Source organism: Yersinia antarctica, from assembly GCF_056636475.1.
Genome location: NZ_JBSJQF010000004.1, coordinates 17,584 through 42,612 on the forward strand (window position 1 = coordinate 17,584; position 25,029 = coordinate 42,612).

Below are 25,029 nucleotides of genomic sequence, written 5' to 3' on the forward strand. Positions count from 1 at the left end.
GTTGCAGATGGCACATGCTATCACACACAGGTGAATGGGTAGGAGAGGTTAAAAATTAGTCTTAACGTACAATAATTTTCGATATCCAAACTGACCCCTTTTACATCGAAAAACGAAAAGCTGAAGGCGTTAATCAGTCCTGCATTGCCAGAGAGCTCGGCGTCTCTCGCTCTACGCTGAGCCGGGAGCTCAGGCGTAATACGGACCCCGCCTTCAACGGACTTTACTCCTCCAGACGCGCTGATGCCTTAGCCAGACAACGGCGGGGCGCCACCTCGGCACACAATGCCTGTGTCCCTCTGGGCCAGCAGACACAAGACTTTCTCCGGCAGGCGCTGGCTGTACATACCTCCCCTGAGGTTATCTGTGGGAGACTGAAAATCCAGTTTGATATCGCCGTCAGCAAAAATACCCTCTACCGCTATATCCGTTCGGACAGACAGGCTGGCGGTAAGCTTTACCTTCAGCTCCCTCACCGGGGTAAACGCTATCGCTATGATACGGGTGAGCCCGGACGCACGCCCATCCCGGACAGGGTTGGCATTGAGCTGAAGTGGAATACTGAATTTGGCCATTTGAAAAGAACTGCTATTGTCAGTTCATCAACCAAACAGGTGGCATAATGACCAACAAATTTAGTCCTGAATTCAAACGTGAATGTGCGCAACTGGTCCTACTGCATAATTACACACAACCGGAAGCGGCTAAGGCGATGAATGTCAGTATCTCTGCGCTGAAGCGATGGATTTATCAGATCCGCGATGAAACCAACGGGAAAACACCGAAAGCATCCGCCATAACCCCAGAGCATATCGAAATACAGGCGCTTAAGAAAAGGTTACAACGTGTTGAAATGGAAAACGATATTCTAAAAAAGGCTACCGCGCTCTTGATGTCAGACTCCCTGAACAATTCTCGTTAGTTGAGAAACTCAGGACGCGCTTTCCTGTTGCCTTTATTTGCAATGTGTTCGGGACCCATCGCAGCAGTTATCGCTACTGGTCAAGTCGGCCACGGCTGCCTGATGCAAAACGCATCGTCTTACAGGGACTGGTTCGTGAAGTACACCGTGTCAGTAATGGCTCAGCGGGAGCAAGAAGTATTGCCGAGATGGTGAGTGCAAAAGGTGTCCCGTTAAGTCGCTGGCGAGCCAGTAAGATAATGAAAGAGCTTAATATTGTCAGTTGCCAGCAACCGGAGCATCGCTACAAAAAAGCCACAAAAGAGCATGTGGATGTCCCTAATCATCTGGATCGCCAGTTTGCAGTAACAGAGCCTAATCAGGCCTGGTGCGGCGACGTGACCTATATCTGGACGGGCAAACGCTGGGCTTATCTGGCGGTTGTTCTGGATTTATTTTCCCGCAAGCCAATAGGCTGGGCGATGTCGTTTTCTCCAGACTCAGCCCTAACAGGAAAAGCATTAACGATGGCCTGGGAAGCCCGGGGGAAACCGGCTGACGTTATGTATCATTCTGACCAAGGAAGTCACTATACCAGCAAGGAATTTAGACGGTTACTGTGGCGTTATCGGATAAAGCAAAGCATGAGTCGACGTGGGAATTGCTGGGACAACAGTCCAATGGAGCGATTTTTTCGCAGTCTTAAATCAGAATGGGTACCCAACTGTGGATACGCTAATTTTGGCGAAGCAAATAACGCCATAACGAATTACATCATTGGCTATTACAGCCAACTCAGACCCCACCAATACAATGGTGGATTAACACCCAATGAATCAGAGCGATTATTTTGGGAAAGCTCTAAAACCGTGGCCAATTTTTGTTGACCACTTCATGGTGAGCCCGGACGCACGCCCATCCCGGACAGGGTTGGCATTGAGCACAGGCCTGCTGAGGCTGAACTCAAACAGGTTCCCGGGCATGTTGAAATCGATACGATTTTTGGCAAAGACCAGAAGTCATTCCTGCTGACGGTCGTGGACAAAGCCACAAAGCAGGTCATTATCCGTAAACTCCCCAATAAGTGCGCTGAGAGCGTCGTGGAAGCGTTCAGGGACATCGTGGCGAATACTTTCTGCGAGTTTAAAACCCTGACGGCAGATAACGGACCCGAGTTTGCGAAACATAAGGACATCACTCAGGTAACGGGCGCAAAGGTTTACTTTGCCCGGCCTTATCATTCCTGGGAGCGGGGGTTGAATGAGCATACCAACGGTCTGATACGGCGGTTTTATCCGAAAGGAACCGATTTTAATGGCGTCAGCGATGAAGATATTGCGAGACTGGAGCACATCCTCAACACTCGGGGGCGCAAATCTCTGGAATACAGCTCACCGAATGAGGTATTTTTAGAGTATCTACTCGCTGCATAACGCATGATGGTTTGTTGCGTTTCGTTCGGGAATGGGGCGTTTGGATTACTTGCCCTGGCACGTGATGGCGACAAAGTAGCGGGGGCAAAGTTTGTTGAATATGCCAAGGTGATGCGCGGCAAACGCCAGCTGCTCTGGTCGCGTGGTCTAAAAGACTTGGTGGGCGTGGATGATTTAACAGACGAAGAAATTGCAGCTAAACAAGAAGATAAAGCTGATCTGTTGGGGCATATAACGCCACAGCAGTGGGGCTGGGTGCGTAAAGCAGGGTTACGTGCGCAAGTGTTGGATGCCGCAGAATTGAGTGGTTGGGTAGGAGTTGAGGCTATTATAAATTGTCTTTATGAGCCGCCTGATTAGCTTGTAATTTTATATTTAAATTAAAATTTATAGGAAAATGCTTTGGAAAAAATAAAGGATTTATTTCTCGCTGGGCTAACAGGGTTATTTTTTATAACTATGTTTGCTGCTTGGCTAACTCATGTAATTGTTTGTTTTAAAGATGATAGCTGGGGTTTTTTAATTGCTGGTGCATTATTTTTTCCTATAGCAATGTTTCATGGAATAGGTATGTGGTTAGGCTTTTTTTAGACTCGTAGAGGCTTGCTTTAGGGTTTCAAAGGACACCTTTGCAGCGCAGCTGTAGGCACGTGGTTGTTAACGAAAGTTAACAATCCATGGCCCCATTCCCGAACGAAACGCAACAAACCATCATGCGTTATGCAGCGAGTAGATACTCTAAAAATACCTCATTCGGTGAGCTGTATTCCAGAGATTTGCGCCCCCGAGTGTTGAGGATGTGCTCCAGTCTCGCAATATCTTCATCGCTGACGCCATTAAAATCGGTTCCTTTCGGATAAAACCGCCGTATCAGACCGTTGGTATGCTCATTCAACCCCCGCTCCCAGGAATGATAAGGCCGGGCAAAGTAAACCTTTGCGCCCGTTACCTGAGTGATGTCCTTATGTTTCGCAAACTCGGGTCCGTTATCTGCCGTCAGGGTTTTAAACTCGCAGAAAGTATTCGCCACGATGTCCCTGAACGCTTCCACGACGCTCTCAGCGCACTTATTGGGGAGTTTACGGATAATGACCTGCTTTGTGGCTTTGTCCACGACCGTCAGCAGGAATGACTTCTGGTCTTTGCCAAAAATCGTATCGATTTCAACATGCCCGGGAACCTGTTTGAGTTCAGCCTCAGCAGGCCTGTGCTCAATGCCAACCCTGTCCGGGATGGGCGTGCGTCCGGGCTCACCCGTATCATAGCGATAGCGTTTACCCCGGTGAGGGAGCTGAAGGTAAAGCTTACCGCCAGCCTGTCTGTCCGAACGGATATAGCGGTAGAGGGTATTTTTGCTGACGGCGATATCAAACTGGATTTTCAGTCTCCCACAGATAACCTCAGGGGAGGTATGTACAGCCAGCGCCTGCCGGAGAAAGTCTTGTGTCTGCTGGCCCAGAGGGACACAGGCATTGTGTGCCGAGGTGGCGCCCCGCCGTTGTCTGGCTAAGGCATCAGCGCGTCTGGAGGAGTAAAGTCCGTTGAAAGCGGGGTCCGTATTACGCCTGAGCTCCCGGCTCAGGGTAGAGCGAGAGACATCCAGTTCTCTGGCAATGCAGGACTGATTAACGCCTTCAGCTTTTCGTTTTTCGATGTAAAAGCGCTCATGCTGAGTCAAATGTTTTCCCTTCATGCAACAGGGTCTCCGACAGGGTCAATACGGCTATTTTATCCGTACCTGACCGGTGGGTCACTTTGTTGCATTTCGTTTGGGAATTGGCGTCTGGGTAGCCGCCAAAGGCGGCTAGTTTTAGGGGGGCGCGCTAATTGTTTAATTCAGCAGTGAATTTATCAATATCTATAGATTTTCCCTCAACTATTTCATTGTATAACTGCCGCATTTTTTGAGGGTTTACATCCTTATCAATGAATCTAAATGCTGATGCAGCAACATATTCAGGTACTGCCTCAAAAGTCATCCAGCGTCTATCTTCCGCTTGGGCAACTTGCCCTGTCGTATTTGAACCTCCAAATATATCTATAATTAGATCACCGGGCTCAGTTAACATTTTAATAAAGAACTCAGGCAGTTTTGCAGGGAAGCGAGCAGGGTGACGCTTTACATCTGCTATTTTGCAACCTGTTAAGTACAGTCCGCTTGATTCTGAGTTTGGTATTTGCAGTAAGTTTGATGGTATAGAACCACCATTATCTTTAGCAAAACCTTTACCTATGTCATGCCCAGATGGTCGTAATTGGGGCTTATAGTACTTATCTGGATTCTCAATTAGCTTCTTCATTCTATCGCTGTAAGGGGCTAGCACTTTTGTTATGTCTGCTTGTGGCCACTCTGTTTTACTAAACCACCAAACAGTGTTTACTGAGTCCTTTACGCGCATTTTTCGCTTGTTTACCCATTCGATTGGGCTTGGTAATTTTGATGGATTAAACCAGTAGAAGTCCTCTGCAAGAAAGAACCCAAGCTCATCAACCATGCGTATTAATACACGAAAATTATATAAGCTTCGTACTGGTACACCCTTCATATATGCACCACCAAAATCCACAACAAAACTGCCATCTTTCCGTAGTTTTTTATGAACAATTCGACCGAACTGCAAGAACCAATCGATGTATTCATGCTGGTCTAAATTTCCATATTCTTTTTGTCTTTGCAGTGCGAAAGGTGGACTAGTAATTACCAGATTAACGCTGTCATCAGGTAGCTCTTCAAGCAACTCAAGTGAGTCGCCAATGAATGTGGCTCCCTTTGAAGTGTAGTAAGCAGGCTGTGTTTTCATGGTTGTAGTCATTTAATATTGCTACTCAAAGTCTGTAGATTCATTGTCATCTACTGCCCATTATCTCTGATATGAACAGCAAGTCAAAGTCCTCGTCTACCAGAAAGCTTTTTGCTCTGAATCTTCGCACGGTTCGGGAGGGTCTTGGCTTGTCTCAAGAGGCGCTAGCCGACTTTGCTGGGCTTCACAGAACCTACATTGGTTCTGTAGAGCGCGGAGAGCGGAACATATCTATTGATAATATTGAGCGGTTAGCGTTAGCGCTTGGTGTGCCTCCCGCCTCATTGTTGGAAAAATCTAAGACATGAAGCTTGAGCCGCACGAAGATTATAAAGTTTTAAAGGAAGTTTGGCCCTCGGTGCAGGAGTACCAAGACCTTGCGACTAGACACGGAATTAACGATATATTTCAGGATAATGGAGGAAAACTTTTACAGGTTCTTTTACTCCTTGGTCTTGATGTTCTTCCAGGTCGAGAAGGTAATGATGCCAAGGATGCCTCTGGTCAAGAGTATGAGCTGAAATCAGTAAACATAACCCTTACGGCTGGTTTTTCGACACATCACCATATGAATCCTTCTATTATCGCTAAGTACAGAAAAGTACCTTGGGTTTTTGCGATCTATAAAGACATTAGCCTTCAATCAGTTTATCTTTTGAAACCTGAGAATTTGGAGTTTTATTACGATAGATGGGAAGAAAAATGGCACAAGGATGGTGGGAAAGATATTAATAATCCTAAAATCCCCATTAAATACGTTGTTGCAAACGGTGTACTTCTACACGGAACACCTCCTGTTTTTATTACTAAACGCACAGTTAAGCCCCCTCCTGATGCTGGTGGATTTGAACCAGATGAAGTCTAGTTTGGTTCTGCTCCAGTGACTTATTTATACCTGTAAAACGCGCATTAGCCTGCTGTTGACAGGACAGGGAAGTCGATCATGCCAAGATCACAACCCAGTGTATAAGCATCCGTACCATGGTCGTATGACCTTCTTCCTGCATTTATAGATCAAAGCAAATACTCAAATGAGTATAATAGTACTTGCATCAAATGAGTAAATGAGTAAAATCAGCACAGGCAACCAAGGCATCATCACACAACAGGGGTTTAAATATGTACGTTATTGCAGTGTTAAATCAAAAGGGCGGCTCAGGGAAAACAACAATAGCAACCCACTTAGCACGGGCTTTACAGTTGGACGGTGCAGACGTTTTGCTAGTGGATTCAGACCCACAGGGCAGCACTAGAGACTGGGCAGCAGTCAGAGAAGACCAGCCTTTAGCTGTTGTTGGTATTGACCGCCCAACGATTGAGCGCGATATAAAACATATTGCCCGTAAAGATTTTGTTGTGATTGATGGTGCGCCACAGGCGGCAGACCTTGCAGTCTCTGCGATTAAAGCGGCTGACTTTATCCTGATACCTGTGCAGCCAAGCCCATACGATGTGTGGGCAACATCAGATTTAGTTGACTTGGTAAAACAGCGCATCGAGATAACAGACGGGAAGCTAAAAGCGGCCTTTGTTGTATCAAGAGCGATTGCAGGAACAAAGATTGGTGCTGACGTTGCAGAAGTTCTAGCAGGCTATGGTTTACCCGTTTTAGATACACGCATCATGCAACGGGTTCTTTATCCAACCACCGCAGCCAGCGGAACAACCGTTATGGACGTAGAGCCAAAAGGTAGTGCCGCTAATGAAATGCGCGCCTTAGCAGCAGAGATTAAAGCAAAGCTCGTTTGAGTAAATAAGTATTTGAGTAAATGAGTAGGGGTGTGGAAATGAGTAAAGTAGGAATTTTGAAAGCTGGCCGACCAAGCAGCAGCAAAGACAAAGCCGCAACGCTGGCTAGTTTGGCTGATAAACCTAAACTGAAACGGGTTAATTTTGAGATAGATGAAGAGTTGCATTCAAAGCTGAAAATGTATGCGGCCAGCAAAGGTAAGAGCATGGCGCTTGTTTTAACTGAGTACATCGAGCGAGTAACAAAATGAGTAAATGAGTTATGGGTTAAATGAGTAAATGAGTTATGGCTCAAATGAGTAAATACTCAGTAAAAAATGTTATACGAAAAGGTTAAGATGCTGATAAGCTTGGGGCTTAGAAAAGAAAAAAGCCCCGCTGTTTAGACGGGGCTTTTCAAAATCACACTGTATGAACCTTTGCACGGGCTCATACAGCAATCGCAGACTAGGCTAGTAGACATAGCGACCTGAACAACTCTTATTCTACTGCCAAGATTTTGCTTTGACAAGTTCGCCAGCGTTAAACGTGTGTGAACTAGAGGCTAAAAAATGGCTGTAACGCAGTTAGCATTATTTGATAGGGCAGAGGAAGCGAGGGCGTATCACGACCCAAACCGCGCTGGTTTCTTCTCAATTCTTGTTGATTTAAACGGTAATAAAAGACAATCAGCACACCGACTAAGCGATATGCCAAAGGTGTTGAGTTTGATTGACCCGAACCGTGACACATGGTTAAGCCAAGCCGAATTTTACCAACCTAATCGCAGAATCGTAAACCTTGCCCGTATTGGTTTGCTCTTTGCCGATCTCGACACCTACCGTACCGACTGGGCAGATGGTCGCAGCCCCGAACAATTAGCCGATTCTGTTTTGTACTTCTGCCAGCAGGAGGGCATACCCACGCCCTCGCTATTGGTTTTTAGCGGTCGTGGCATACAGGCTAAATGGTTGTTAGAGGGTGCAGTACCACGCCATGCGCTACCACGCTGGAACGCTTGCCAGCGTTATCTAGTTGACCGTTTAAAGGAAGCGGGGGCAGACGTAGGGGCTAAAGATGCAAGCCGCGTATTACGCCTTATTGAGACGGTAAACAGCAAAAGCGGTGAAGTATGCCGCGTGGTACACGTTGAAAATGGCGCAGACGGCCAGCCAGTGCGCTACAACTTTGAATATTTAGCCGAAGTGCTTTTACCCGTTGCCCGTTGGGACATTGAAAAACAAAAGCAACAACGAGACCAGCGCGAGAAGCGCAAACAGCTAAAGCTGATAGGCGGTGGTAAGACTGATAATTTGCGAGGCTTTAGCGGTAGACAATTAGCCTGGCATCGGTTGGAAGATTTAAGAACCTTGATGACGTTGCGCGGTGGTGTGGCCGAGGGCGATAGAATGCGCCACTTGCACTGGCAGCTAAACTTTTTGCTGCTATCGGGTGCAACCAATAGCCGCTTGATGTACCAAGAGGCCGCCACGTTAGCCCGCGCCATTGATGGTGGTTGGGGTCACAACTGCAAGGAGCTAATGACGCTCTACAGCAAGGCTAAACAGTTTGAGGCTGGGCAAAAGATTAGCTTTGGCGGTAAAGAGTACCCAGCGCTCTACACGCCCCGTAACGACACCCTAATAAACCTTTTTGAAATCACAGATAATGAGCAAAGAGAGCTACGCACGATTATCAGTAAGCCGATGGCACTAGAGCGCGACAGAGACCGTAAGCAAGCTGTTAGACGTGCAGCAGGAGCAATGGAGAGGGAAATCTATCTAGGTGCAGCAAACATCAAGCAGGAGCAGGCACAGGCACTTAGAGCGCAAGGCTTGAGTGTACGGGCGATTGCAGAGCAAATGGGCATTAGTAAAACAGCAGCAGGTAGGTATATTCAGGCTGAAAATATCAAGTGTCCCAAGTCCGTCCGTATTACTAATGGCGTAGCCTGCGAGCTTTTGCGGTTTGGCTCTTAGGCTAGATAAACGTATTCATATCAGGTTGCATCAAGCTGAAAATATCAAGTGTCCCCAGTCCGTCCGTATTACTAATGGCCCCATTCCCCGCCAGCGCCATTTCTTCCAGATGCCGTGCGTGGGTATCCAGCGGCAGCATTGTTGCCAAGTGAGTTAACCAGCCATCCAGATATGCCAGATGATCGAGCAACATGAGGCTGTCACGGCATGAGGCTGATGCCCCATTCCCGAACGAAACGCAACAAACCATCATGCGTTATGCAGCGAGTAGATACTCTAAAAATACCTCATTCGGTGAGCTGTATTCCAGAGATTTGCGCCCCCGAGTGTTGAGGATGTGCTCCAGTCTCGCAATATCTTCATCGCTGACGCCATTAAAATCGGTTCCTTTCGGATAAAACCGCCGTATCAGACCGTTGGTATGCTCATTCAACCCCCGCTCCCAGGAATGATAAGGCCGGGCAAAGTAAACCTTTGCGCCCGTTACCTGAGTGATGTCCTTATGTTTCGCAAACTCGGGGCCCCATTCCCGAACGAAACGCAACAAACCATCATGCGTTATGCAGCGAGTAGATACTCTAAAAATACCTCATTCGGTGAGCTGTATTCCAGAGATTTGCGCCCCCGAGTGTTGAGGATGTGCTCCAGTCTCGCAATATCTTCATCGCTGACGCCATTAAAATCGGTTCCTTTCGGATAAAACCGCCGTATCAGACCGTTGGTATGCTCATTCAACCCCCGCTCCCAGGAATGATAAGGCCGGGCAAAGTAAACCTTTGCGCCCGTTACCTGAGTGATGTCCTTATGTTTCGCAAACTCGGGTCCGTTATCTGCCGTCAGGGTTTTAAACTCACAGAAAGTATTCGCCACGATGTCCCTGAACGCTTCCACGACGCTCTCAGCGCACTTATTGGGGAGTTTACGGATAATGACCTGCTTTGTGGCTTTGTCCACGACCGTCAGCAGGAATGACTTCTGGTCTTTGCCAAAAATCGTATCGATTTCAACATGCCCGGGAACCTGTTTGAGTTCAGCCTCAGCAGGCCTGTGCTCAATGCCAACCCTGTCCGGGATGGGCGTGCGTCCGGGCTCACCCGTATCATAGCGATAGCGTTTACCCCGGTGAGGGAGCTGAAGGTAAAGCTTACCGCCAGCCTGTCTGTCCGAACGGATATAGCGGTAGAGGGTATTTTTGCTGACGGCGATATCAAACTGGATTTTCAGTCTCCCACAGATAACCTCAGGGGAGGTATGTACAGCCAGCGCCTGCCGGAGAAAGTCTTGTGTCTGCTGGCCCAGAGGGAAACAGGCATTGTGTGCCGAGGTGGCGCCCCGCCGTTGTCTGGCTAAGGCATCAGCGCGTCTGGAGGAGTAAAGTCCGTTGAAGGCGGGGTCCGTATTACGTCTGAGCTCCCGGCTCAGGGTAGAGCGAGAGACGCCGAGCTCTCTGGCAATGCAGGACTGATTAACGCCTTCAGCTTTTCGTTTTTCGATGTAAAAGCGCTCATGCTGAGTCAAATGTTTTCCCTTCATGCAACAGGGTCTCCGACAGGGTCAATACGGCTATTTTATCCGTACCTGACCGGTGGGTCACTTTGTTGCATTTCGTTTGGGAATTGGCGGGGTCCGTTATCTGCCGTCAGGGTTTTAAACTCGCAGAAAGTATTCGCCACGATGTCCCTGAACGCTTCCACGACGCTCTCAGCGCACTTATTGGGGAGTTTACGGATAATGACCTGCTTTGTGGCTTTGTCCACGACCGTCAGCAGGAATGACTTCTGGTCTTTGCCAAAAATCGTATCGATTTCAACATGCCCGGGAACCTGTTTGAGTTCAGCCTCAGCAGGCCTGTGCTCAATGCCAACCCTGTCCGGGATGGGCGTGCGTCCGGGCTCACCCGTATCATAGCGATAGCGTTTACCCCGGTGAGGGAGCTGAAGGTAAAGCTTACCGCCAGCCTGTCTGTCCGAACGGATATAGCGGTAGAGGGTATTTTTGCTGACGGCGATATCAAACTGGATTTTCAGTCTCCCACAGATAACCTCAGGGGAGGTATGTACAGCCAGCGCCTGCCGGAGAAAGTCTTGTGTCTGCTGGCCCAGAGGGACACAGGCATTGTGTGCCGAGGTGGCGCCCCGCCGTTGTCTGGCTAAGGCATCAGCGCGTCTGGAGGAGTAAAGTCCGTTGAAGGCGGGGTCCGTATTACGTCTGAGCTCCCGGCTCAGGGTAGAGCGAGAGACGCCGAGCTCTCTGGCAATGCAGGACTGATTAACGCCTTCAGCTTTTCGTTTTTCGATGTAAAAGCGCTCATGCTGAGTCAAATGTTTTCCCTTCATGCAACAGGGTCTCCGACAGGGTCAATACGGCTATTTTATCCGTACCTGACCGGTGGGTCACTTTGTTGCATTTCGTTTGGGAATTGGCGAATTCATCCAAAAAAATAGCGATCGGACGGGGTTCGCTGTCAATACGGTCACGGGTTTCCGCTATCTGGAATAGCCGCACTAAAATCATGCGCTGCGCGGTGATCACTTTGGTGTTTCGCATGGATCCAATCACATAACAGCATCCACCGTGGTCGAAAATGGTTTTAAGATTTACACCGCCCTTGGCATTAATGGCATTCAGTAGCGCGATTTCTTCTATCTCGCCAAAGAAGCCTTTAATGGTTTCAGCGATATCTTGAACGTATTTGGAGTTATACAAGTCCCTCAAGGTCATGTCTTTTTTAAAGGTATTTGCGGTAGCACGGGCCGCTCGTCGATCATCAATCCGGTAGAAGTCGGCAGAGTTACCTTTTTTCCCTAAACTAAAACCGGCAATAAAAATTTCTTCCAGTTGTTCGGGGGTCATATCCGCCAGAAAGTCGAGTTGATATTCTGGTTTGTTTAAATCAATTAAATAAAACGGCACCCCCGCAGCCTCACATGCCGCTTTATACAGATGCGGTGCCCATTCGTCATTCTTAGGGTCTAAAACAAAAACCCCTTCACCGGCTAAAATACTTTGGTACAACAACACGCCTGACGCCACCCCTTTCCCTGCCCCTGTGGTACCAATAATATCCGCATGTTGTTTCTGCCATTTTTTGACGGAGATATATTGCGGTTGACGTTTTTCACTTAACCCAATAAATATTCCGTTATTTAAATCAACGTACCGTAGCGGGTCATATTCTTCCGGCTCAGGGAGATGACTTTTAATGTCACGGACATCAGTTCTGACATTACGCTCCAGACTTGATTTCTTAATCAGTGAATGTTTTAGTTTGTCCAGTTCGGGGGTTAACAGTCGCCGCGCCACGTAATGAAAAACAATTCCCGCCGCCGTAAAAGTAATCAGCGCTATCCACAAAATAGGCGAGGTGTTAAATCCAACCTTGCCTTCGTAAAAATAATAAACAACGGAAAAGCTCAGGGGCGAGAGAGTACCAAACAGCAAACAAATAAATGAAAATACAATAATGCACCGCTGCCAAATCGGGGCTTTATTGTGCTCATCTTTGGTGAGGAAGAAAATAAAGGGCAATGTTAGCCCCGCGAATAGAGCCAATAATAATTGGTGCGCCTGCAAATAAGCGAAGAAAACTATAGCGTTATCACTTATTGCAGAAAGTTTCTGCATTAATTTATTACTCATGGGATCCTTTATTCTTGGTTTTGTGGTTACTCATTCTGGTTACTGGTTCTGGTCGATTCTGTAACCAGAACCAGTAACCAGAATGAGTAACCAGAATTGAGGTCAAAAAGGGCAGAGACGGATCGTCTCCTTTCGGTCAAGGGTAGAGACGTACCGTCTCCTTCAATTCTACTGCAAGCGCCTTTACGTGCGGGCTGGGACGCCCTTACTCCTCGTCGCTAGGGGGTAATGCCTCGCCTGTATGTCGAGTCAAAACCCCCAAGGTCAAATACAGGGCCGAACCGTCCGCGCTACGCTTGACCACCCCCTTTGAGACCCTCGTTTTTGCCCTATTCTTTCTTTGTCTCGTTCCTCGACACGAAATAATGGGAAAACTCAGTCAAAGAGGGTGGTCAAGCGCCGGCGATAAAGCTGCCTAGCTGGACGGTACGGCCGGGCTTTGCCCCCGAACTGCGTTATTTCCTCATTTTCTTGGCTGGACGCCGAAAATAAAGAAATAACTTGTCGGCCCCCCCCGTTGCTTAATTTCCGCTCCGCTGGAAATGTGCGCAATGACACTCTGGCTACACGAATTTAAATCCGCTTATGCGTATTTCTCTTCGTTAGCTTCGTTGTCACTTTCTGGCCCGTGCCCATTACCTTCAAATCATTTCGGCTTAGGCCGAATTGCTTCTTGTTAATGAACCCGATCCCGAAAGCCGAAAGCAATCGTCTGTGAGTGGGGTGTTTATAATGCCAATGGTGGAGCGTACGATGGTTAGCATTAGCTTTTAGTCGTGGGGTATATTCAGAATAAGCCTTGCTGCTCTTGGCTTATTTGTCTCATGGATTCATTTAAAGTCAGAACATTTTTATCAAAGCCACAGTAGACTTTTCTAGCAACTAATAAAAAACGCTCTCTATCTTCGGGATAAAGAGCATCAGCAAATTCATAAACATTTTCTTTAAAAAAGACAGCATACAATAGGTCAAAAGAACCACAGCGCCGCCCCGCATCTTTATTTAAACGTAGGAGGATATTTTCAGCAATAAAACATGATCCCTTAACATTCTGGTTTTCAATTCTTGTTCCCATAAAATCCAACTTATACTTATGGCTGTACTTTAATCAAAAAATCATCCAGCGATTGACCCGCCGCTAATGCCGCCTCAATGGGTTTCGGTTTTCGCCCTACACCTGTCCACGTTTTCACTTCTCCATTTTCTTCATAGGTGTATTTAACATGGCGGCGATTGCCTTGCCGCTTCTTTTTAAGTTCCCGCCCCTGCAAATCATCAAGCGTAAATCCTTCACTGGCAATGAGCGCTATTAATTCATTTTTCTTTTCTTCCTTTTTCGCTCTCTCTGCGCATTCACGCTCAAAATCGTCTTTGCGTTCATTCAGTACCATGCCTAACTTTTCATGCGCTTCCACTAGAAAAACATAATCCATATCACGCACAAAATTTCTAATGTTACGGATATTAGAAAGGATTCGTGTTATCTCGGCGTATTTTTCTGACATTTAAAGTTCCTTTTAGTCTTCCATAGACTATTTAACGTGTTGCCATACTGAGGCAGGGATTTTATCGTAGAGTTTATTCATTGTCAGTTCAGCAAGGCGATGATCTGCCGCTGAATTGAAAACCTCTAGCTGTTCATCATCTAATGCATATTTATTACGCTCTATAATTTGCTCTAAGGTTTCCATTGTCGTACAACGACGTAACTTCATTAACCAGTCTATTTTATTCATTATTAACTTAGCCGTTAAACCAGCAGCATAAGCTGAACCGGATGAAGCAAAAAGGGCGAGAAGGATAGAAGTTGTTAATTTTTCAAGTACAATCTTGTTCGTAGACATGTTGATACTCATTTAATAAAGGTTGGTTTTTTCATGGCTACAGCCTCTTTTGCGTTCCAGCGCAAAAGAGGCACCACAAGTAGCTTTTTAAAGGGCTAACCGCGAATCTGTCCAAACTTCGCAATGATTTTGCTTATCTCTACAGGGTCAGCGCCGCTGCATCCATTTAATAAAGCCCGCCGCATATCCGCCGTTTTAGTTGGGTCAAATCGACCTTTCTTTTTAAATGCATTGAGACTGAAAAAATCACTTTCGGCAGCACGGCAGTCTTCACCGCCATCACCACCTGTCATTTTTCCGTACATGCACGTCACGACTTCACAAACATCTGCCGCGAATACCGGAACAGGGATCGTGAATGCGAGACAAAGCAAAGCCGCCCCAGAGAGGATTTTTTTCATGGATTTACCTTTTGGTCAGTAAAGTGAGTATTTCAGGCTGTTCATGGCCTATTTCACGTCAAAAATTGAAATGTTAAATCTGGACAAGGCGAGGCCAAAAACCGTCATTAACTTTCAGGGGTAAAAAAGGTGATATAGAGGTGATGGGGTGTGTATTTTACCGTCTAGCGGTGTTTGTGGGTGCGAACAGGTCGTTTTCAGTAGCAAACTCAACCATTTAACATAATGGGCATTACCCGCCCCATTCCCGAACGAAACGCAACAAACCATCATGCGTTATGCAGCGAGTAGATACTCTAAAAATACCTCATTCGGTGAGCTGTATTCCAGAGATTTGCGCCCCCGAGTGTTGAGGATGTGCTCCAGTCTCGCAATATCTTCATCGCTGACGCCATTAAAATCGGTTCCTTTCGGATAAAACCGCCGTATCAGACCGTTGGTATGCTCATTCAACCCCCGCTCCCAGGAATGATAAGGCCGGGCAAAGTAAACCTTTGCGCCCGTTACCTGAGTGATGTCCTTATGTTTCGCAAACTCGGGTCCGTTATCTGCCGTCAGGGTTTTAAACTCACAGAAAGTATTCGCCACGATGTCCCTGAACGCTTCCACGACGCTCTCAGCGCACTTATTGGGGAGTTTACGGATAATGACCTGCTTTGTGGCTTTGTCCACGACCGTCAGCAGGAATGACTTCTGGTCTTTGCCAAAAATCGTATCGATTTCAACATGCCCGGGAACCTGTTTGAGTTCAGCCTCAGCAGGCCTGTGCTCAATGCCAACCCTGTCCGGGATGGGCGTGCGTCCGGGCTCACCCGTATCATAGCGATAGCGTTTACCCCGGTGAGGGAGCTGAAGGTAAAGCTTACCGCCAGCCTGTCTGTCCGAACGGATATAGCGGTAGAGGGTATTTTTGCTGACGGCGATATCAAACTGGATTTTCAGTCTCCCAGAGATAACCTCAGGGGAGGTATGTACAGCCAGCGCCTGCCGGAGAAAGTCTTGTGTCTGCTGGCCCAGAGGGAAACAGGCATTGTGTGCCGAGGTGGCGCCCCGCCGTTGTCTGGCTAAGGCATCAGCGCGTCTGGAGGAGTAAAGTCCGTTGAAGGCGGGGTCCGTATTACGTCTGAGCTCCCGGCTCAGGGTAGAGCGAGAGACGCCGAGCTCTCTGGCAATGCAGGACTGATTAACGCCTTCAGCTTTTCGTTTTTCGATGTAAAAGCGCTCATGCTGAGTCAAATGTTTTCCCTTCATGCAACAGGGTCTCCGACAGGGTCAATACGGCTATTTTATCCGTACCTGACCGGTGGGTCACTTTGTTGCATTTCGTTTGGGAATTGGCGCCCGCCCCTCGTTTGTCAGCCAAGTTAACATGTCACCTTGGCGTTTGAGATTAACATTTATAACCCACTGCTACGTATTTGGGGTATAATGATATACATGTATATCACCTCTATTTAAGGCGTTCATATGTTAGCTATCCGTTTACCTGATGATATCGAGTCCCGTTTAGATGCACTGGCAAAGCAAACCGGTAGAACGAAAACGTTCTATGCTCGGGAAGCTATACTGGCTCATCTGGAAGATTTGGAGGATTACTACCTCTCTGCTGAAACCGCTGCTCGCGTTCGGCGTGGTGACGAACCTGTTCATTCTTCTCAAGACGTGAGGAAATCACTTGGCCTGGACGATTAATTATTCTGATCGGGCGCTCAAATCCTTACGGAAGATGGACAAACAAAGCGCCCGACGGATTGTCGACTTTATGGATAAGCGGATTGCTGCTTTAGACGATCCACGCCAGTCAGGGAAGCCGCTCAAAGGCGAGTTAGGTGAGTTCTGGCGTTATCGCGTCGGCGATTTTCGCATTTTGTGTGAAATCAGAGATGACGAGCTGATTATCCTTGCTGCCACGATAGGCCATCGCCGGGAAATTTACGCCTAGCCTTCATCGTTTCACCTCATAGCCCCATTCCCGAACGAAACGCAACAAACCATCATGCGTTATGCAGCGAGTAGATACTCTAAAAATACCTCATTCGGTGAGCTGTATTCCAGAGATTTGCGCCCGAGTGTTGAGGATGTGCTCCAGTCTCGCAATATCTTCATCGCTGACGCCATTAAAATCGGTTCCTTTCGGATAAAACCGCCGTATCAGACCGTTGGTATGCTCATTCAACCCCCGCTCCCAGGAATGATAAGGCCGGGCAAAGTAAACCTTTGCGCCCGTTACCTGAGTGATGTCCTTATGTTTCGCAAACTCGGGTCCGTTATCTGCCGTCAGGGTTTTAAACTCGCAGAAAGTATTCGCGACTGGTCATGCGGGGTGACCAGTGTAGACGCGATACAGTAATGGTGTACAATGTACATTAATAATGCAAAGGGAATGACACAGTGAGCCATGCGATAGAGTTTATCGAAACGCCGATGTTTACCCGTCAGATAAAGCCAATCGCCACGGACGACGAGCTTAAAGAACTCCAGAAAACGCTGATTGAGTCACCAGACAAAGGCGACCTCATCAGGCAAACCGGCGGGCTGCGAAAAATCAGAATGGCGACCGGCACACAGGGGAAAAGCGGCAGTGCGCGGGTGATTTACTTTCTGGCCACCGATGAGATTATCTATCTGGTGATGGCCTACCCGAAAAGCACCAAAGACAGCCTGACGAACGCCGAAAAAGCCGATCTGAAAAAGCTGACGAAACTACTGAAAGACGAGGTGTAGCATGAGTTTTTTTGACGAACTGAAAGCGTCACTCGAAGAAGCCGTCGAGATCAAACACGGCGTTAAAGCGCCTGCCCGCGTCACGCGCTACGAACTGGCTGACGTGAAGGCTCTTCGCGCTCAGCTGAATGTGACGCAGGATGAAATGGCGAAGGTGCTCGGCACCAGCCTCGATACTATCAAAAGCTGGGAGACAGGCAGACGTAACCCGACCGGACTGGCGGCAAAGGTGCTGGCGACCATACAGGCCAACCCTAAATTTTTTCAGGAACTTGCCTCACATTAAGGCTTTATGACGGAAGGGTTCGACAGGAGCCGCCGTTCGCGTGTAACGTTAACTGTAGAAAAAACAAAGCCCCGATCATCATGTGCTCAACTTGGCGGAAGATACATGATCAATCAGGGCTAGGCACAAAACCTAAGAAGGATATTAGCACATGCACAGTGCAAGACAACAGCCCGCCATAAGCTCAGGCGTGAGTGACTAACCCCGCCCTCAACCTGTTCAACGACCGCTTACCTAACAAGCCGTATTTTTCGGACGATTTGCACTTTGGTGTACGCATCGCGGGAAAAGAGCGCGCGATTCTAGCGAAGTACATACAGTTCAACCAGCCTCACGCTATGTTCTGGCTCGGTTTTGACGTTGACCGCCTCGGTGCTGCCATCGACTGGAGCGACCGCAACGCGCCGGCGCCCACGCTGACCATCACCAACCCCGAAAACGGACACGCACACCTGCTCTATGCGCTAAAAACCTCGATACGCACCGCACCCGACGGAAAAATGAAGCCGCTGAAGTACGCAGCCGCCGTAGAGAATGCGCTACGTAAAAAATTGGACGCTGACGTGGGGTATTCGGGGTTAATTTGCAAGAATCCGAACCACAGTCACTGGAAAATTGCCGTATGGCAGCCAGAACTCTATACGCTGGACTGGTTGGCTGACTCACTCGACCTTAACGCCGCGAACGACAAAGAAATCGTTGCCGACTACGGTTTAGGCCGAAACTGCACGCTGTTCGATAAAACCCGCAAGTGGGCATACCGCGCCATACGTCAGGGCTGGCCTGAGTATAAACAGTGGCTGCAATCCTGTTATGAACGTGCATACGCCTACAACCTGCAATTTGCAGTGCCTCCGCCAATTCCCAAACGAAATGCAACAAAGTGACCCACCGGTCAGGTACGGATAAAATAGCCGTATTGACCCTGTCGGAGACCCTGTTGCATGAAGGGAAAACATTTGACTCAGCATGAGCGCTTTTAGGGGTCAGTTTGGATATCGAAAATTATTGTACGTTAAGGCTGTTTTTTGACCTTTCGACTTTAGCTGGTCTCAGGCGACGAAACTTACCGGAAGCCGGTATCCGGTTGCTTTTCCAGATATAATCGCCTGTCAGATTGATGTGCTCCCAGCCTAATGGGGACAAATGCGACAACAGTTGTTCGTTGATCTTCAGCCCTTTACGCTTGAGGGCATCGACCGCTCTTTCCATATACACGGTATTCCACAGCGAGATCGCCGCCGTCAGCAGCGTCAGCCCACTGGCGCGATAGCTCTGATTTTCCGGTTTTCGATCCCTGATTTCTCCCAGCCGGTGCATAAATACCGCACGCGCCAGGGCGTTACGGGCTTCACCTTTATTCAGCCCCGCCTGTACCCGTCGACGTAGTGCAGGATCGCGGAACCAGTCGAGCATAAACAGCGTTCGCTCAATGCGACCAATTTCTCGCAGTGCTTTGGCCAGCCCGTTCTGTTTAGGGTAGCTGGCAAGCTTTTTCAGCATCAGGGATGCCGTCACTGTTCCCAGCTTTATCGAGGCCGCCAGCCGTAGTACTTCATGCCAGTGAATTTCGATCTCTTTCAGATTCAGGCTGGTCGTGGATATCAGTGACTGAAGCGCCGGGTATTGATCTGCTTTCCCTTTGATAAACAGCTTCTTGTCGTGGAGATCCCTAATTCGTGGACAAAATGCAAATCCCAGCAGATGCATCAGGGCAAAGACATGATCGGTGAAACCTGCGGTATCGGTGTAATGCTCTCTGATTTCTAGGTCACTTTCGTGGTACAGCAAGCCATCGAGCACATGGGTTGAATCCCTGACCCGACTAATTATGCAGGTGTAAAACGGGCTGTATTGATCCGAAATATGGGTATAAAACTGACGTCCAGGCTCCTGCCCATATTTCGGGTTAACCTGCCCTGCGTAGCGGCCTGAGCTGCCTGTTCTGAAATTCTGTCCATCTGATGATGACGTTGTCCCGTCTCCCCAGAATGCCGCCAACGGCCGTTTCCCCTGCGCATTTACCAGCTCTGCAAGGGCGGCTGAATAGGTTTCGTCACGGATGTACCATGCCTGAATATCTTCGAGTGATGATTTGGTGCTCCCGGGGCAGGCTTCTGCCATTTTGGTCAAACCAAGATTGATGCCATCCGCAAGAATGGTGGTGAGAAGCAGGCGGGTATCGGGACGGGTAATGTCATTTTTTATATGCGAAAAATGTCGGGTAAACGTCGTCCAGCTATTTACCTCGTCGAGAATTTCCGTGATTTTAGGGCGCGGTAACATGCTGTAAACCAGCTCTGCCAGCGGTGAAACCTGCACCGGAACGCAGTTATCCAGCGGAGAGACTTTTACGCCCCTGTCAGATATTTCCACATCGGGCAGTTCACCAAGGGCAGCCATGGCATTGACCTCTTCAAGTTTAGACTGAAGCAGAGTCATACGGCTGGTAATGTACTCATGATAATCAGCAGATACGGGCAGTGGCAGCGCCGGTGTGAGTTTGTCAAAGTCCTTTTCGGGAATGAGGTAATCATCAAAGTTTTTGTAGCGGCGTGAGCCTTTAACCCAGATATCCCCGGAGCGCAACGCTCCCTTAAGCTCGCTGAGCGCACAAAATTCATAGTACTGCCGGTCAATACCCGCAGGTGTAATCACCACCTTGCGCCAGCTTTCAGGGACAAACTCAAGAGGCGCTGTCACCGGTACTTTACGTGACTGTTTCCGGTACATATCTTTGATCACAACCAGCGCATCAGCCAGAGGTTGCGCTGCCGGGGTTGCGACTAACTGTAAAGCGGACAACATGCGAGGGGCATATTTCCGTAATGTGCTGTATTTCTCGGTAATAATATGCAGCGGGTCAAAATTATTTTTTCTGGCGAGATGGCGAGTTTCCTCCAGACTGGCGACAAATTCAGGCCATGGCAGTATGTTTTCTATTGCGAGCCATGGATCGCCACCGGAATCACGGGCTTCAGACAGAGCCTGACCGACATCGATGTATTGCCTCAGTTTTGACTGGATCAGCTTTCCAGCCTGCTGAAGGCGCTCAGCCTGTGTTCTTTTGGCTTTGCTGAAAAGGCTGTTCAGCATTCGCTCATGCAGCTCAATCACTTCGTCTGTCAGTGTGGCTCTGGCTTCTTCCAGCACACACACCAGGATCGCATGACGCCGGGCTGCTGAAAATCTGGTCAAATCCCGGCTGCTCATCTTTCGGCCTTCCCGCGCCAGTTTCAGCAACCGGTTCTGGTGAATGGTACGATCTATACCTTCCGGTAATGCCAGCGATTCAATGCTACTGAGCCGATCAAGATGTTGCAGCACGTTCTTACCATTGATTTTACCCGGCGGTTGCAGAAGCCATGTCAGCCTGGAAGGCTGATTATCTGATGACTCAAGTAAACGATCCAGGGCATCCCTGTGAGCCGGAGTTAACGGGGCATTCAGGGTCTGAAATACAATTTTATCTCCGCCTGCCATGGCTTCCGCGCAGGTACGCTCCACAACATCAATCGCAGGGATTATCACGTTGTTCTGCCGGAGATAGACCAGTAACTCTTCGGCCAGGAGAATACCTTTATCAGTGCGCGTCGCCATCGACAGCAGGTGTGTAAGACAGTCCTGTTGTATTTTGCTGGTGAACGCTTTTACGTCAAGATATCGGTACAGTTCGGTTAAATGCTCACGCCGGGTTGTATCCCTGCCGGAAAGGTAAGCAGGCCAGAGATCCCCGGTGAGTTTTAGCCTGCTGGCGATATGCTTCAGCAGCGCGTCAGATGGTGGAGTTTTTTTATCTGGGGAAAAGCCGACATTTTTCAGATAGCAAAGAAGGACGGCGAAACCAAAACGGCTGGCGGGTTTACGGTGAGCCCTGATAAGCGCCAGATCATGTTCACTGAAATACGCCATTCGGGTCAGCGTTAACTCATCGTCTGGTAATGCCCGTAATGATTCTCTTTCCGACAGCGAAAGAATCTGCCTCCTTGCCATATAGTTTCCCTCGTAAATTATTCAGTGTGGTGTTTTTAACGAAAATGGTTATCGCATAAGGGTACACCCTGACACCATAATCAAAACGTGACGGCACACGATGAATGACATAACCTATATGCGATAGAGTAAATGCAATAACCTAAATGAGATAATGCGGTGGAAAAATGTTCATCAGAGCTTATTTGAGGGCATCGACGGAAGATCAGTTCGCCGATCGGGCAAAAGAGATGCTGGAGCAGTTCGTTCAGGAACGAGGGCATAAAATCGCTAGCTATTACCGGGAGAATATCAGCGGGACAAAACTTGACCGCCCGGAGCTGGGACGCTTGCTGATGGACAGCCACCGTAATGATATTTTGCTGGTCGAGCAGATAGACCGTCTGACCCGCCTGAGCAACAGCGACTGGATGACGCTGAAAAAGCAGATAGAACAACATGAGCTGCGAATTGTCAGCTTGGATGTCCCCACCTCATGGCAGGCGTTGTCAGATAAAGATCCTTCGCAGGTTGATCCAATCACCCGTGCCGTGATAACCGCCATCAATAACATGCTTATCGACCTGATGGCCGCGATGTCGCATAAGGACTGGCTGAGTCGTCGCCAGCGGCAAAAACAGGGAATTGACCGAGCCCACACGCTTGGTAAATACCGTGGGAAGCAGGCCGATCATGAACGGCATCAGAAAGTTCTGTACTACCGACAGGTTAAGAAACTGAGTATCAGTGAAACTGCAGATGCTACGGGGTACAGTGTTTCACAGGTTTGTCGTATACAATCAATTTATAAAAAATATGATAAACAGCAGCCTTAAAATAGAATGTCGCTTTAAAATGAAATTGATTTCAATTATAACGCACTAGATTATATAAGGGATTTGTATGAGATTACAGAAAATAAGCATATCAAACTGGCGACAGTTCGGAAATGTTGATATTGACATTCATGACAAGATGACAATAATAACTGGAGCTAATGGGTCTGGTAAATCAACAATTCTGAGGATATTAGCCAAGCACTTTCAATGGGACTATAAGTTTTTGGCAGTACCTTATTATGATGAATCTCAAGAGAGATTATTATTCAAAAATTGCGAAGAAAACACACCCTTAAATAAGGGAAATTATAAAATAGGATTTATTCAATATTCAGATGGAGTGATGGCAAATTTATTGATAGAAAATGAGCTATCGAAGGTTGATTATGACGTATTAATTGAAAACAAAAACAACAAAATAAAAGGGTTGTTTATACACTCGCATAGAGTTGCAAATAGTTATAAACAAGTTGACAAAATACCCACAAAAATCATCGACGCAAATGAATCATATAAAAAACACTTGGCGGCATATAAGAGGCATATCGAGGATACGTCTTTTAATGCAAGCCCAACAGTAGAAATGAAAGAATCTTTAATATCTATGGCTGCTTTAGGCATTGGCAACGAATATGTGAAAAAAAGCACAAGGTCAGAAAAAACATTTCTTTCATTTATAGATGTATTGAGAATTGTATTGCCTGTAGACATTGGTTTTGAAAATATAAGAATTGAAATTCCCGATGTTGTGCTTGAAACAAAGTCAGGAGATTTTATATTGGATTCCACATCTGGTGGGATTATGTCAATAATTGATATCGCATGGCAAATTCTCTTATTTTCTCAAGAAAATGAATCATTTACCGTGATAATTGATGAACCTGAAAACCACCTTCATCCAGCCATGCAGCGTACTTTGCTGAATAATCTATCCGAAGCGTTTCCGAAAATTCAATTCATTGTTGTTACTCATAGTCCATTTATGGTTTCTTCAATGAAAGAGTCTAATGTATATGCCTTAAAGTATGAACATATATCAACTCCAGAAACAGGCCCCAAAAAAGTAATATCATTTAAATTAGATTTACAGCAAAAAGCAGCAACAGCAAATAAAATACTTAGAGATGTATTAGGTGTATCTATTACCATGCCGCAATGGGCTGATGATGAGTTGCAGCGGATCTGCGCAAAGTTTACGAGAGAAAATATAACAACTGAAACTCTAAAAAATCTCAGAAGTGAATTAGAGTCTTCTGGGCTGTCAGAGTTTTATCCAGAGGCTATTGATAATGTCATGGGGAGGAAATACTATGATTAAATTGACTAAATTTCCTGAACCTAAAGTCCTTATTAAAAATAGCAAGCAATGGACTGACTTGCACTTGATGAGTATATCTAAGGGGATAGAGTCAACTCACTATTTAAAATCAAAATATAATCATAAAGAAATTAAAGAACAACTGATTAAAGAGACGTCAGGAAAATGTGCTTATTGTGAAAGTAAACTACGACATATACATCATGGAGATATTGAGCATATTTATCCAAAATCGCTCGACGAATCTAAAAGATTTGAATGGGAAAATTTAACGCTATCCTGTGAGATTTGCAATCAAAATAAATCCGACATAGACCCATTTGCTGAAAATATTCAAGATCCATATTCCGGAGATCCAGAGAATGAATTGATTTTTACCGGCCCCATTGCCTTTGGAATCACCATGAAAGGTGATTCCACACAAAGAATACTAAAACTAAATAGAAGTGCGTTGATTGAACGCAGAACTGAACGACTTGAAAAATTACAATTAATACTTCAAAAAGTATGTGACCCTCAGATACCTCAATCTGTTCGCAAAGTTATTTATGACGACTTTATGAGCAATGAGGTAGATAACACGAATGAATACACATCTATGGCTAAAAGCCTGCTAAAACAGGTTCTTGATGTAACAACAAAAAAGCTCCATGAATGTTGCTAAATAGCACATAATTTAACCTATAAATGTATCATTTCGGGGCATAAAGATATGAGAGCCTGCTCAAGTTAAGGCTCTTCTTTTCTATGGTGGCCAAAAATAAACCTTAACGTACAATAATTTCCGTTTCCCAAACGGAGCCCTGTACTGCCGCCAGGTGAAAAAGCTGAGTATCCGTGAAACAGCCGATGCTACGGGCTACAGTCCCTCTCAAATATGTCGAATTCAGGCACTGCACCGAGAAAGTCAATCAGAAGTGGGGTGAGTGATCTATACGAGAGATATGATTTTTCTGGCTTTCTCAAAGTGGTCCAGTTTCATTTCCATGATCCACCATTGGGCTACTTCCATGAGTAATTCCGGGTCATCATTCTTGTTGGCAAAGAAAGCATAAAATGACACGCCAACATCATCCCCTTTCGCCGCAATCTTAGCTTCACATACTTTCACAATCTTCGCTCGGATACTGGGTCTCATTACCTTTCCCTGATGGTTGCAGATGG

The 25,029-nt window shown here is 47.0% G+C and carries 32 protein-coding genes and 2 pseudogenes; 19 read left to right on the forward strand and 15 right to left on the reverse strand.

Annotated elements, in window-relative coordinates; all coding sequences use genetic code 11:
* Window positions 1-104: 104 nt before the first annotated feature.
* The 5 genes from ACWJJO_RS23355 (at window position 105) to ACWJJO_RS23375 (ending at window position 2,925) form a co-directional block, all read left to right on the forward strand.
* Window positions 105-623 (forward strand): transposase, encoded by a 519-nt coding sequence (locus tag ACWJJO_RS23355; protein ID WP_481091683.1) that lies wholly within the window; start codon window positions 105-107, stop codon window positions 621-623.
* Window positions 623-1,788 (forward strand): IS3 family transposase gene (locus ACWJJO_RS23360; protein ID WP_481090543.1). Its coding sequence is split into 2 segments (ribosomal slippage): window positions 623-869 and window positions 869-1,788, totalling 1,167 coding nucleotides; the frame shifts between segments, so codons are not numbered across the junction. Before ACWJJO_RS23355 ends, ACWJJO_RS23360 begins: the two co-directional genes overlap by 1 nt.
* A 30-nt stretch (window positions 1,789-1,818) precedes the next feature.
* Window positions 1,819-2,334 carry an IS30 family transposase gene (locus ACWJJO_RS23365; RefSeq protein ID WP_481091684.1) on the forward strand — a complete coding sequence of 172 codons (516 nt, stop codon included), beginning with the start codon at window positions 1,819-1,821 and terminating at the stop codon, window positions 2,332-2,334.
* Between the two features lie 3 nt (window positions 2,335-2,337).
* Complete coding sequence (locus ACWJJO_RS23370; protein WP_481091674.1) at window positions 2,338-2,694, forward strand: hypothetical protein; 357 nt, start codon at window positions 2,338-2,340, stop codon at window positions 2,692-2,694.
* Between the two features lie 42 nt (window positions 2,695-2,736).
* Window positions 2,737-2,925 carry a hypothetical protein gene (locus tag ACWJJO_RS23375; protein WP_481091675.1) on the forward strand — a complete coding sequence of 63 codons (189 nt, stop codon included), beginning with the start codon at window positions 2,737-2,739 and terminating at the stop codon, window positions 2,923-2,925.
* Between the two features lie 127 nt (window positions 2,926-3,052).
* Here the strand turns inward: ACWJJO_RS23375 and ACWJJO_RS23380 are convergent, their stop codons facing one another.
* Window positions 3,053-4,027, reverse strand: a complete 975-nt coding sequence (locus tag ACWJJO_RS23380; RefSeq protein WP_481090564.1) for an IS30 family transposase — start codon at window positions 4,025-4,027, stop codon at window positions 3,053-3,055.
* Between the two features lie 130 nt (window positions 4,028-4,157).
* A complete protein-coding gene (locus ACWJJO_RS23385) occupies window positions 4,158-5,135 on the reverse strand; it encodes a DNA-methyltransferase (protein WP_481091676.1) in 978 nt (325 codons plus the stop codon).
* A gap of 71 nt (window positions 5,136-5,206) precedes the next feature.
* Here ACWJJO_RS23385 and ACWJJO_RS23390 point away from each other — a divergent pair, with 71 nt between their 5' ends.
* From ACWJJO_RS23390 to ACWJJO_RS23410, 5 genes are all read left to right on the forward strand, one after another.
* Window positions 5,207-5,443 (forward strand): helix-turn-helix domain-containing protein, encoded by a 237-nt coding sequence (locus tag ACWJJO_RS23390; protein ID WP_481091677.1) that lies wholly within the window; start codon window positions 5,207-5,209, stop codon window positions 5,441-5,443.
* A complete protein-coding gene (locus ACWJJO_RS23395; RefSeq protein ID WP_481091678.1) occupies window positions 5,440-6,000 on the forward strand; it encodes a restriction endonuclease in 561 nt (186 codons plus the stop codon). The genes ACWJJO_RS23390 and ACWJJO_RS23395 overlap by 4 nt, the downstream gene beginning before the upstream one ends.
* A 254-nt stretch (window positions 6,001-6,254) precedes the next feature.
* Window positions 6,255-6,884 carry a ParA family partition ATPase gene (parA, locus tag ACWJJO_RS23400; protein WP_481091679.1) on the forward strand — a complete coding sequence of 210 codons (630 nt, stop codon included), beginning with the start codon at window positions 6,255-6,257 and terminating at the stop codon, window positions 6,882-6,884.
* A 38-nt stretch (window positions 6,885-6,922) separates the two neighbouring features.
* Window positions 6,923-7,135, forward strand: coding sequence for a plasmid partition protein ParG (locus ACWJJO_RS23405; protein WP_481091680.1), 213 nt, complete (start codon window positions 6,923-6,925; stop codon window positions 7,133-7,135).
* Between the two features lie 300 nt (window positions 7,136-7,435).
* The gene (locus ACWJJO_RS23410) at window positions 7,436-8,842 is read left to right on the forward strand and encodes a replication protein (protein WP_481091664.1); all 1,407 of its coding nucleotides are present in this window, start codon (window positions 7,436-7,438) and stop codon (window positions 8,840-8,842) included.
* 1 nt (window position 8,843) lies between these two features.
* On the opposite strand, the gene ACWJJO_RS23415 is transcribed toward ACWJJO_RS23410, so the two are convergent.
* From ACWJJO_RS23415 to ACWJJO_RS23460, 10 genes are all read right to left on the reverse strand, one after another.
* Complete coding sequence (locus ACWJJO_RS23415) at window positions 8,844-9,035, reverse strand: hypothetical protein (protein ID WP_481091665.1); 192 nt, start codon at window positions 9,033-9,035, stop codon at window positions 8,844-8,846.
* 63 nt (window positions 9,036-9,098) lie between these two features.
* Complete coding sequence (locus ACWJJO_RS23420) at window positions 9,099-9,389, reverse strand: IS30 family transposase (RefSeq protein ID WP_481090985.1); 291 nt, start codon at window positions 9,387-9,389, stop codon at window positions 9,099-9,101.
* Window positions 9,390-9,400: 11 nt separating this feature from the next.
* Window positions 9,401-10,375, reverse strand: coding sequence for an IS30 family transposase (locus tag ACWJJO_RS23425; RefSeq protein ID WP_481090511.1), 975 nt, complete (start codon window positions 10,373-10,375; stop codon window positions 9,401-9,403).
* Window positions 10,376-10,410: 35 nt separating this feature from the next.
* Window positions 10,411-11,178, reverse strand: coding sequence for an IS30 family transposase (locus ACWJJO_RS23430; protein WP_481091666.1), 768 nt, complete (start codon window positions 11,176-11,178; stop codon window positions 10,411-10,413).
* Window positions 11,150-12,481, reverse strand: a complete 1,332-nt coding sequence (locus tag ACWJJO_RS23435) for a helicase HerA domain-containing protein (protein WP_481091667.1) — start codon at window positions 12,479-12,481, stop codon at window positions 11,150-11,152. Before ACWJJO_RS23435 ends, ACWJJO_RS23430 begins: the two co-directional genes overlap by 29 nt.
* Window positions 12,482-13,268: 787 nt before the next feature.
* On the reverse strand, window positions 13,269-13,556 hold the full coding sequence (locus ACWJJO_RS23440) for a hypothetical protein (RefSeq protein WP_481091668.1): 288 nt from the start codon (window positions 13,554-13,556) through the stop codon (window positions 13,269-13,271).
* Between the two features lie 16 nt (window positions 13,557-13,572).
* Complete coding sequence (locus tag ACWJJO_RS23445; RefSeq protein ID WP_481091669.1) at window positions 13,573-13,986, reverse strand: H-NS family histone-like protein; 414 nt, start codon at window positions 13,984-13,986, stop codon at window positions 13,573-13,575.
* A gap of 27 nt (window positions 13,987-14,013) precedes the next feature.
* Complete coding sequence (gene hha, locus ACWJJO_RS23450; RefSeq protein ID WP_481091681.1) at window positions 14,014-14,217, reverse strand: hemolysin expression modulator Hha; 204 nt, start codon at window positions 14,215-14,217, stop codon at window positions 14,014-14,016.
* A 203-nt stretch (window positions 14,218-14,420) separates the two neighbouring features.
* Complete coding sequence (locus ACWJJO_RS23455; RefSeq protein ID WP_481091670.1) at window positions 14,421-14,726, reverse strand: conjugal transfer protein; 306 nt, start codon at window positions 14,724-14,726, stop codon at window positions 14,421-14,423.
* Between the two features lie 276 nt (window positions 14,727-15,002).
* On the reverse strand, window positions 15,003-15,977 hold the full coding sequence (locus ACWJJO_RS23460; RefSeq protein ID WP_481090518.1) for an IS30 family transposase: 975 nt from the start codon (window positions 15,975-15,977) through the stop codon (window positions 15,003-15,005).
* A 216-nt stretch (window positions 15,978-16,193) separates the two neighbouring features.
* Here ACWJJO_RS23460 and relB point away from each other — a divergent pair, with 216 nt between their 5' ends.
* Together relB and ACWJJO_RS23470 are read left to right on the forward strand one after the other, a co-directional pair.
* Window positions 16,194-16,418, forward strand: coding sequence for a type II toxin-antitoxin system RelB family antitoxin (gene relB / locus ACWJJO_RS23465; protein WP_481091671.1), 225 nt, complete (start codon window positions 16,194-16,196; stop codon window positions 16,416-16,418).
* A gap of 34 nt (window positions 16,419-16,452) precedes the next feature.
* A complete protein-coding gene (locus tag ACWJJO_RS23470; RefSeq protein ID WP_481091672.1) occupies window positions 16,453-16,668 on the forward strand; it encodes a type II toxin-antitoxin system RelE family toxin in 216 nt (71 codons plus the stop codon).
* 90 nt (window positions 16,669-16,758) lie between these two features.
* On the opposite strand, the gene ACWJJO_RS23475 is transcribed toward ACWJJO_RS23470, so the two are convergent.
* Window positions 16,759-17,007 carry an IS30 family transposase gene (locus ACWJJO_RS23475; RefSeq protein WP_481091682.1) on the reverse strand — a complete coding sequence of 83 codons (249 nt, stop codon included), beginning with the start codon at window positions 17,005-17,007 and terminating at the stop codon, window positions 16,759-16,761.
* Window positions 17,008-17,117: 110 nt separating this feature from the next.
* On the opposite strand from ACWJJO_RS23475, the gene ACWJJO_RS23480 reads away from it, so the two are divergent.
* The 3 genes and pseudogenes from ACWJJO_RS23480 to ACWJJO_RS23490 all read left to right on the forward strand — a co-directional run.
* Complete coding sequence (locus ACWJJO_RS23480) at window positions 17,118-17,450, forward strand: type II toxin-antitoxin system RelE/ParE family toxin (RefSeq protein WP_481091673.1); 333 nt, start codon at window positions 17,118-17,120, stop codon at window positions 17,448-17,450.
* A 1-nt stretch (window position 17,451) separates the two neighbouring features.
* Window positions 17,452-17,736 carry a NadS family protein gene (nadS, locus tag ACWJJO_RS23485; protein WP_015060318.1) on the forward strand — a complete coding sequence of 95 codons (285 nt, stop codon included), beginning with the start codon at window positions 17,452-17,454 and terminating at the stop codon, window positions 17,734-17,736.
* A 194-nt stretch (window positions 17,737-17,930) separates the two neighbouring features.
* Window positions 17,931-18,590: pseudogene (locus ACWJJO_RS23490) on the forward strand (replication initiation protein); the annotation flags it as partial.
* A 151-nt stretch (window positions 18,591-18,741) separates the two neighbouring features.
* Here the strand turns inward: ACWJJO_RS23490 and ACWJJO_RS23495 are convergent.
* Window positions 18,742-21,729 (reverse strand): Tn3 family transposase, encoded by a 2,988-nt coding sequence (locus ACWJJO_RS23495; protein ID WP_481091648.1) that lies wholly within the window; start codon window positions 21,727-21,729, stop codon window positions 18,742-18,744.
* A 167-nt stretch (window positions 21,730-21,896) separates the two neighbouring features.
* On the opposite strand from ACWJJO_RS23495, the gene ACWJJO_RS23500 reads away from it, so the two are divergent.
* The 4 genes and pseudogenes from ACWJJO_RS23500 to ACWJJO_RS23515 form a co-directional block, all read left to right on the forward strand.
* On the forward strand, window positions 21,897-22,544 hold the full coding sequence (locus ACWJJO_RS23500; RefSeq protein WP_481091647.1) for a recombinase family protein: 648 nt from the start codon (window positions 21,897-21,899) through the stop codon (window positions 22,542-22,544).
* Window positions 22,545-22,611: 67 nt separating this feature from the next.
* Window positions 22,612-23,865 (forward strand): AAA family ATPase, encoded by a 1,254-nt coding sequence (locus tag ACWJJO_RS23505; protein ID WP_481091646.1) that lies wholly within the window; start codon window positions 22,612-22,614, stop codon window positions 23,863-23,865.
* Window positions 23,858-24,529: an HNH endonuclease gene (locus ACWJJO_RS23510; RefSeq protein ID WP_481091645.1), complete on the forward strand. Its 672-nt coding sequence runs from the start codon at window positions 23,858-23,860 to the stop codon at window positions 24,527-24,529. Before ACWJJO_RS23505 ends, ACWJJO_RS23510 begins: the two co-directional genes overlap by 8 nt.
* A gap of 139 nt (window positions 24,530-24,668) precedes the next feature.
* A pseudogene (locus tag ACWJJO_RS23515) lies at window positions 24,669-24,791 on the forward strand (recombinase family protein); the annotation flags it as partial.
* A gap of 5 nt (window positions 24,792-24,796) precedes the next feature.
* On the opposite strand, the gene ACWJJO_RS23520 reads toward ACWJJO_RS23515, so the two are convergent.
* Complete coding sequence (locus tag ACWJJO_RS23520; protein WP_025901656.1) at window positions 24,797-25,003, reverse strand: DUF6500 family protein; 207 nt, start codon at window positions 25,001-25,003, stop codon at window positions 24,797-24,799.
* Window positions 25,004-25,029 lie beyond the last annotated feature (26 nt).